8 protein-coding genes are annotated in these 7503 nt (G+C 47.0%); 5 read left to right on the top strand and 3 right to left on the bottom strand.

What is annotated here, in order from left to right:
- A partial coding sequence (locus IQ270_RS31500) for a hypothetical protein (protein WP_228056711.1) occupies positions 1-244 on the top strand: 244 nt, incomplete at its 5' end.
- Positions 245-445: 201 nt separating this feature from the next.
- Complete coding sequence (gene lnt / locus IQ270_RS26160; protein WP_339384345.1) at positions 446-2152, top strand: apolipoprotein N-acyltransferase; 1707 nt, start codon at positions 446-448, stop codon at positions 2150-2152.
- 433 nt (positions 2153-2585) lie between these two features.
- On the opposite strand, the gene IQ270_RS26155 is transcribed toward lnt, so the two are convergent.
- Positions 2586-3491, bottom strand: coding sequence for a bestrophin family protein (locus IQ270_RS26155; RefSeq protein ID WP_193976085.1), 906 nt, complete (start codon positions 3489-3491; stop codon positions 2586-2588).
- 319 nt (positions 3492-3810) lie between these two features.
- Here IQ270_RS26155 and IQ270_RS26150 point away from each other — a divergent pair, with 319 nt between their 5' ends.
- Entirely contained in the window at positions 3811-5940 is a 2130-nt protein-coding gene (locus tag IQ270_RS26150; protein WP_193976084.1) for a DHH family phosphoesterase, read from the top strand.
- A 124-nt stretch (positions 5941-6064) separates the two neighbouring features.
- On the opposite strand, the gene IQ270_RS26145 is transcribed toward IQ270_RS26150, so the two are convergent.
- The gene (locus IQ270_RS26145) at positions 6065-6205 is read right to left on the bottom strand and encodes a photosystem II reaction center protein Ycf12/Psb30 (protein WP_193976083.1); all 141 of its coding nucleotides are present in this window, start codon (positions 6203-6205) and stop codon (positions 6065-6067) included.
- A 320-nt stretch (positions 6206-6525) separates the two neighbouring features.
- Here IQ270_RS26145 and IQ270_RS26140 point away from each other — a divergent pair, with 320 nt between their 5' ends.
- Entirely contained in the window at positions 6526-6894 is a 369-nt protein-coding gene (locus IQ270_RS26140) for a YkgJ family cysteine cluster protein (RefSeq protein ID WP_193976082.1), read from the top strand.
- Here IQ270_RS26140 and IQ270_RS26135 read toward each other — a convergent pair.
- Positions 6891-7058 (bottom strand): hypothetical protein, encoded by a 168-nt coding sequence (locus IQ270_RS26135; RefSeq protein ID WP_193976081.1) that lies wholly within the window; start codon positions 7056-7058, stop codon positions 6891-6893. The genes IQ270_RS26140 and IQ270_RS26135 overlap by 4 nt on opposite strands.
- Positions 7059-7099: 41 nt before the next feature.
- Here IQ270_RS26135 and IQ270_RS26130 point away from each other — a divergent pair, with 41 nt between their 5' ends.
- Positions 7100-7423 carry a hypothetical protein gene (locus tag IQ270_RS26130; protein WP_193976080.1) on the top strand — a complete coding sequence of 108 codons (324 nt, stop codon included), beginning with the start codon at positions 7100-7102 and terminating at the stop codon, positions 7421-7423.
- Positions 7424-7503 lie beyond the last annotated feature (80 nt).

Below are 7503 nucleotides of genomic sequence, written 5' to 3'. Positions count from 1 at the left end.
CTATAGCCCGTCCTGGACGGGCTATAGAGCCCATCCCACAATTATGTGTAAATTATTTAATTCGCGATCCTTAGCCGCCAGTGAAGTCACCCCGGTAGCAACGATCGCTCCTTCAATCAATCGCTCCTTCAATCAACAGCTAAAATTAGCTTTTTGTTTGCTCGTTACCAGGAAGAGCCTGGTAATGCAGGTGCGGAGGAAGAGCCTCCTTCTTTCTCGCAACTTACAGGAGAGAGGACTGTAGGAGGTGTTTAAGTTATTAAGTTTTCGCTCCTTAAGAGACTTATTTCTCATCTTATTTCCGCTGCAACGATCGGAATCAAATTGCTTTCTAGTGAGGACTTTAGTCCGGGTAATGGATGCGGACTGAAGTCCTCACTACAAACAGTTAATTGACCCGACGTGATATATTAATTAAGAATTATTATATTTGGCGACCGTCAAAGTGGCAATATTCAACCGGCTTAAATTTGAAAAACTCGCGCTTGGGAAATCTCAAGTATTAGCTTGGGCGATCGCATTTTTCAGCGGCATTTTGATGGCACTGACAACAGCACCATTCAACGCTTGGCCGTTAGCCTGGATTGCATTAGTTCCGCTGTGGGTTATGGTTGTCAGTTATCAAAAGCCAGAGTCAGAAGTAAAACAACAAAAATTATTTTGCTCGGCGGAATTATTGCTTCTTCCCGTACTGTGGGGAATTGGCTATCACGGATTAGCCCTATCTTGGATTATGGGAATACACCCGATGACTTGGTTGGGAGTTCCTTGGTGGCCCAGTCTGGCGATCGCACTTTTTTGCTGGACATTCATCACGCTTTGGGGAGCCGCATTAGTTGCCGTTTGGACGTGGCTATTTGCGATCGCAATTCCCAAAATTAGTGGCACAGGCATCTTGCCTGTGATTTCCCAGAAAATTAGTGGCACAGGCATCTTGCCTGTGATTTCCCAGAAAATTAGTGGCACAGGCATCTTGCCTGTGACTCGCGTTTTAATCGGCACAGCTTTGTGGTGCGCCCTAGAAAGTATTTGGAGTACAGGTTCGCTGTGGTGGACATCTTTATCATACACCCAAAGCCCGCACAATCTAGCAATATTGCACCTCGGTCAACTCTCCGGCCCCAGCGCAGTCACAGCCGCCATTGTAGCAGTGAACGGCTTAATTGCCGAAGCTTTTATTGAAGGAAGAAGTCTGAGGAAAGTCGGAAGAAGAAAGAATTGGATTGCTTATATTTTCCCGGCAGGTTTGTGTTTAATTTTGCATATTGCAGGCTGGAGTTTGTACAATCGGCCCTTAATTCAAGAAGCGGGAACATCCTTAAAAATTGGGATTATTCAAGGCAATATTCCTAACGAAATTAAGTTTGACTCCGGGGGCTGGCGGCGCGCTTTAGAAGGTTACACCGCTGGGTACAAACAGTTAGCAGATAGAAAAGTCGATGCTGTGTTAATTCCAGAGACCGCTTTGCCTTTTATCTGGACAAACGAGTATCAGCGTTCCACTCTTTCCTTTTATCAAGCTATTCTCGAACGCGGTGTTTTGGCTTGGGTTGGAGGATTCGCACAACAAGAGAATAGTCTCGCAAATAGCTTATTGGCGATCGATCGCACTGGAGAAATTGTCGGTCGCTACGATAAACTCAAGCTAGTACCTTTAGGCGAATACATCCCTTTTTACGAAATCTTAGGCGGGATTATCAATCGGCTGTCTCCCTTAGAGGCTCGTTTAGTACCGGGAAACTCAAAACAATTGTTTGATACGCCGTTTGGCCGCGCCATTGTCGGAATTTGTTACGATTCCGCCTTTGCTGAAAATTTCCGATACCAAGCAGCCCAGGGAGGCGAATTCATGCTCACAGCTTCCAACAATGCCCATTACAAACCGCCGATGCTGGCCCAACATCACGCCCTTGATGTGATGCGTGCAATTGAAACGGATAGATGGGCAGTTATCGCAACTAATACAGGGTACTCTGCTTTTGTAAATCCTCGCGGCGAGACGGTTTGGAAGTCTGGACTCAATACCTATGAAGTTCGAGATGCTACTATTTATCGGCGGCAAACTAAGACTTTGTACGTGCGCTGGGGAGATTTGCTGACACCTTTATTGTTAGTTTTAGCTGGGTTGATGCGGTTGATTGTTAGAAATTAATTTTAGTAAAGGGTTTTGCTGGTGGGGCGGGGGCGGGTTTATTCAATCTGTCTGCACTGTCAGGATTATTGGTGAACCAGCCCCTACTTTTCACTCGTTGCTCAGGTGCGTCGCTCGCTCAATTATCGATTTTTTTTAGTAATTTTTAAGAGCGACGCACCCTACAGTTACTTCACTCGTTGCTCCGGTGCGTCGCTCGCTCAATTATCGATTTTTTTTAGTAATTTTTAAGAGCGACGCACCCTACAGTTCACTCGTTGCTCCGGTGCGTCGCTCGCTCAATTATCGATTTTTTTAGTAATTTTTAAGAGCGACACACCCTACAGTTACTTCACTCGTTGCTCAGGTGCGTCGCTCGCTCAATTATCGATTTTTTTAGTAATTTTTAAGAGCGACACACCCTACAGTTACTGATGACTAATGACTGAGGACTCTACTTATCTTTGACTTGTTTGTGAACGCTAGGAGATAAACCAACTAAATCGTCAATATTGCGCTGCATGGTAACACAAATATTGTCCAAAGGCAAATCATTGGGATCGTGTTGGAAGGGATTTTCTATTTCGAGGCCGATTTCTTCGATGCCGAACAAAGTAAAACTAATTAAAGCTACAACTGGACCGGTTCCCCAACTCAACTCGTTCACCATTTGAAAGGGCAGTGCCCAACAGTAAAGCAACAATAGCTGTTTCAGGTGAATCGTGTAAGCCAAAGGGATAGGCGTCTTCAAAATCCGCTCGCAGCCGCCTAATACATCTATCATAGAGTTTATTAACTCCTTCATAGCAGTTAGCTGATAGACATCGAGGCAATTGCGCTCGTACTGCTCGTGCAAATAATCCTCAAGCCAAAAAGCAATTTCTAGCGGCGGATTGTTCATCGACTTGAGCTTGTGATACTGCGACGGAGACATCAACGGCTCTAATTCTGAATTTACTACTTCTTTTCGCAAGTGCAATTTCATCGATACTGCAAAGGCAGGTAACAGGCGCAGGACTGACTTTTTTAGGGCGATATCCTGCGGGTCTTTTTCCTGAATTGCTACCCAGATTTGGCGCGCTAAGTTGCGGACGTTGTTGACTAAAGTTCCCCACATTTTCCGACCTTCCCAAAATCGTTCGTAGGCTGTATTTGTCCGAAAAACTAACAGTAAACCCAGCACAATACTCGGTACAATACTTGACAAAATGGGCAAGGAAACAGGCAATTTCAAAAAGTGCAGCACGGAAATAAAAACTCCAAACCCGCCGCACAGCAAAACCCGGGGCAAAATTGAGAGAATGACAGACCCTCGAACCTGTAATGCAATTTTAAACCAAGCCGGTCGATCGACACTCATGCAATTCTCCTCATAAAATTAAATTACTCGTCTGCGCCCACAGTCTATTTTCGATTGGCGATTGACAAGGGCAGATGCAATCTGGGGGTTGGAACTTTAATCTAAAATTGGGGCTTTTCACAACTTCTATCGGGCGCTGATATCCCTATTGGGGTGCGGTGAGAGCTTCCGAAAAAAGCTTTCCTACAAACAACCTTTGGATTTTACCCAAAAAACTCATCTTTACGATCGATCTAAAATCTAAAATCTAAAATTGATTGATTGACTGATGCACTTAATTAGGTAAGATTGGTTGTGTATCTTTAATACCTCAGCTTCCGTGCAAGAGCTACCGACATCTTTGCCCCCCGATTCTCACCGATTGCCGAACCAACGGTGGCAAATTTATTCGCCTCAACCGCAGCAAGCCGAACAGTTTGCGGCAGAAATCGGTTTGTCGTCTTTGCTAGCACAGGTACTGATTAACCGCGGCATCGATTCTGTTGAAGAAGTGCAAGGGTTTATCGAACCGGAATCTCTGGTTTTGCCCGCGCCAATGGATGAGTTTCCCGATTTGGCTGCGAGTGTCAAATTGTTGCGAGAGGCAATTTCTGGAGGGCAGAAAATTGCGATTTGCGGCGATTACGATGCTGACGGGATGACGAGCACGGCTTTGTTGCTGCGAGCTCTCAGGGCTCTGGGCGCAAATGTGGATTATGCTATTCCGAGCCGGATGCGGGAAGGTTACGGGATTAATGATCGCATTGTAGAAGAGTTTCACGCTGAAGGTGTCGCTCTGATTCTGACTGTTGACAACGGTATTGCAGCTTTTGGCCCGGTGGAGAGAGCGCGAGAACTCGGTGTCAAAGTTATTATTACAGACCACCACGATTTGCCACCAAAACTGCCGCGGGCCGATGCTATTCTCAATCCGAAATTAATTGCGGAATCTTCGCCTTATCGCGGCTTGGCTGGAGTAGGTGTTGCTTATGTTTTGGCGATTACTTTGGCGATTGATATGCAGAAAGTGGGCGGGTTGGTGAATCCGCTGCTGGAGTTATTTACTTTGGGAACTATTGCGGATTTAGCGCCTTTGACTGGGGTTAATCGCCGCTGGGTCAAGCGGGGTTTGCGGCTGTTGCCTCATTCGCAATTGGCGGGGGTTCAGGCTTTAATTCAGGTGGCGGGAGTGCAGGCTCCAAGTGCGGAAACTTTACCTCTTTTTAATTCAAAACTCAAGGGCCCGCACGGGGGCACCGCCCCTACTCAAAATACGTTAAAGCCTGAAGATATTGGTTTTAGGTTGGGGCCGCGGATTAATGCTGTGGGGCGGCTGGCTGACCCTCAAATTGTGATAGAGTTGCTGACGACGGACGATCGCGAATTGGCTCTCAAAAACGCGATGCAGTGCGAACAAATTAATCAGCGCCGACAGGAGTTGTGCCAGGAAATTGAGCAGGAAGCTATCGCCTGGTGCCAGAAAAGCGGTCTAAATTTGCAGCAAGAACGGGTGTTAGTTGTGGTACAGCCCGGTTGGCATCACGGGGTGATCGGGATTGTGGCTTCTCGGTTGGTGGAACGTTACGGTGTACCGGTTTTTATCGGTACTTTTGAGGATGATGAGGCTGTAGGGGCGGTGCCCCCTGGCCCGCCCTCCGGTACGGGTAAAATTATCCGGGGTTCGGCGAGGGGAATTCCTGAGTTTAATGTATTTGACGGGCTGAATTTTTGCGCTGATTTGTTAACTAAATTTGGTGGCCACAAAGCGGCTGGCGGTTTTTCTATGCCGGCCGAGAATCTCGCACAATTTGGCAGTCAACTGTCAGTTTTTGCTAATCAATGTTTGCAGCCGGAACACCTTAAGCCGCTGGTTTGTGTCGATGTCCGAGCAGATTTTGCTGAGATTAATCTCGACCTTTACCGACAAATTGATGCTCTGGAGCCTTGCGGGATTGAAAATAAGGCTCCTATATTTTGGACGCCTAATGTTTGCATCTCTGAACAAAAAATTGTTGGCAAAGGAGGTCATGTTAAACTAACTGCAATTCAAGATGAAAAAGGCTCGGCTAGCGTGAAGGGGATTGCTTGGCGTTGGGGCGAATATTTTCCTTTGCCTCGGCGGGTGGATATTGCTTACCGATTGCGGGAAAATAGTTTTAATGGCAAGACATCGGTTGAGTTAGAGTTGTTGGGTGTTCGGCTGCCGGCAAATGCTGCTAGTTCGAGGCGGCCGATGTTTGGAAAGGTTGAGTTTGATTATTGCGATCGCACTTATTCTTGCAGTCTGTCTCCCGCAGGAGCTCAGGAGGAGTTGAGAATTCGTAACTCTCAAGGCCAAGTTCTGGCTGTTGCACCTGGACAAAACGTCGGTTTCTTGGGCAACTCCCGCCAAGATGCTAGAGAAGTCGATGTATCTCTACCTTTTTTTGAGAATTTGATTCAAACTGCTAAACACGCCCTGGGTATTTGATAGCTGGATATTTGATAAGAAAGCTCGTGTCTCGGGGAAAATTGGCGATCGAGCTTTGGGAATTTTGCATCATAATTTAAAGTTCAAAACTCCCAATTCTCGATCGCCCGAGCGCGTGTTATAATTACAAGTCGCCGCCTTTAGCTGCCAGCAGAAAAATCACGATCGGGCCGCTGAGCACGACGGCTGCAAGTAAAGCTACCTGAACAATGAGTTGGTAGTTGACACCGCCCAGCCCGCTGAAAAGATCCGTTATAAAGTCCATGTGTCCTCCTGACTGTAGTGATTAAGTCTAGATTGTTGAATTAGAAAATCCGCTTCTGATTTTACCGGGCGATCGTCCCTATTTTTTAAGGAAGTTTACAAAATTCAACAAAATGTAAAGAACGATCGACCTCCCAGCAATCGCAAATCCAAGTCAAAAACTGCTGTGTCGATCGACAGAAGGAAACAGGGAGAGACTCCGAAACCGAGACTTTCCGCCTCCGGTGCTGGCACTTGATATACTTGAAAAGCTCAAATCACCTGCGGTTTCGGATTTTTCCCGAGCCCGGGCCAAATCTCTAATCTTAAATCGAACGAACTATGGCGAATTGGCGTTGCGTAAAGCAGTGCGGTGCTTGTTGTTACCTAGAACCAACCGAGCGCCCTGACTTGGACGAGTATTTGTCTGCTGAGGAATTAGAACTATATTTGAGCTTGGTCGGAGATGACGGTTGGTGTATCAATTTTGACAGAGCTACGCGAGAATGCGGAATATATGCCGATCGACCGCGCTTTTGTCGGGTAGACGAGGAAGTGTTTCAGGATATGTACGGCATTGAGCCGGCCCAATTGAACGATTTCGCGATCGACTGCTGCAAGGAACACATTGAAGACCTTTACGGCGATCGATCTTTGGAGATGATCCGCTTCAACTCGGAAGTGGGAATTCTCGCCTTACCGGCCAATTAACCGACTTGAAGCTTCTTTGGGTAAGGTGTTTCCCGATCGTTTTTGGCGATTGGCATTTCCATCTCAAATCTCAAATCCTTCGACGCTAAGCCAACTTCTCGCGCCGAAGTCTCAAATCTAAAGTAGAACGATCGTCTGCCGGTTTCTCCAGCCGATAGTGTCAAAATAAATAAATCACGGAAATATCGCGCAGTTGAGTTGAGCCATGAGCAATCGAGAGGGTTTTACAGGGGGATTTATTGCCGGAGCGGCAGTTGGAGGCTTGGTGGGCGCAGTTTTGGGCGCAGTGCTGTCGCGGCGCGCTGCTGAAGCTTTGCTGAGTGAACCTTCAGAAGCAAAGACAAGAAAGATCCGCCAGAGGAAAGCCAGCCAACTCGAAGCCGAAGGGATGGAAGTAGCAAGGCTGAGTTTGGAAGATAAAATTGCCCAGCTAAATCAGACAATCGATGACGTGCGGATGCAACTAGGCGATGCCAACGGGAACGCGCCGGCCCGCGGCAGCGAGGGTTCGATCGCCCCAGACTCCTGAATCAATTTAAGGATCGCGAATTAAATAATTTACACATAATTGTGGGATGGGCTCTATAGCCCGTCCTGGACGGGCTATAG

The organism is Microcoleus sp. LEGE 07076 (assembly GCF_015207455.1).
Classification (GTDB): Bacteria; Cyanobacteriota; Cyanobacteriia; order Cyanobacteriales; family Microcoleaceae; genus Microcoleus.
The sequence above is the reverse complement of the archived record's forward strand: the minus strand, read 5'-3'. Positions and strand labels throughout refer to the sequence as shown.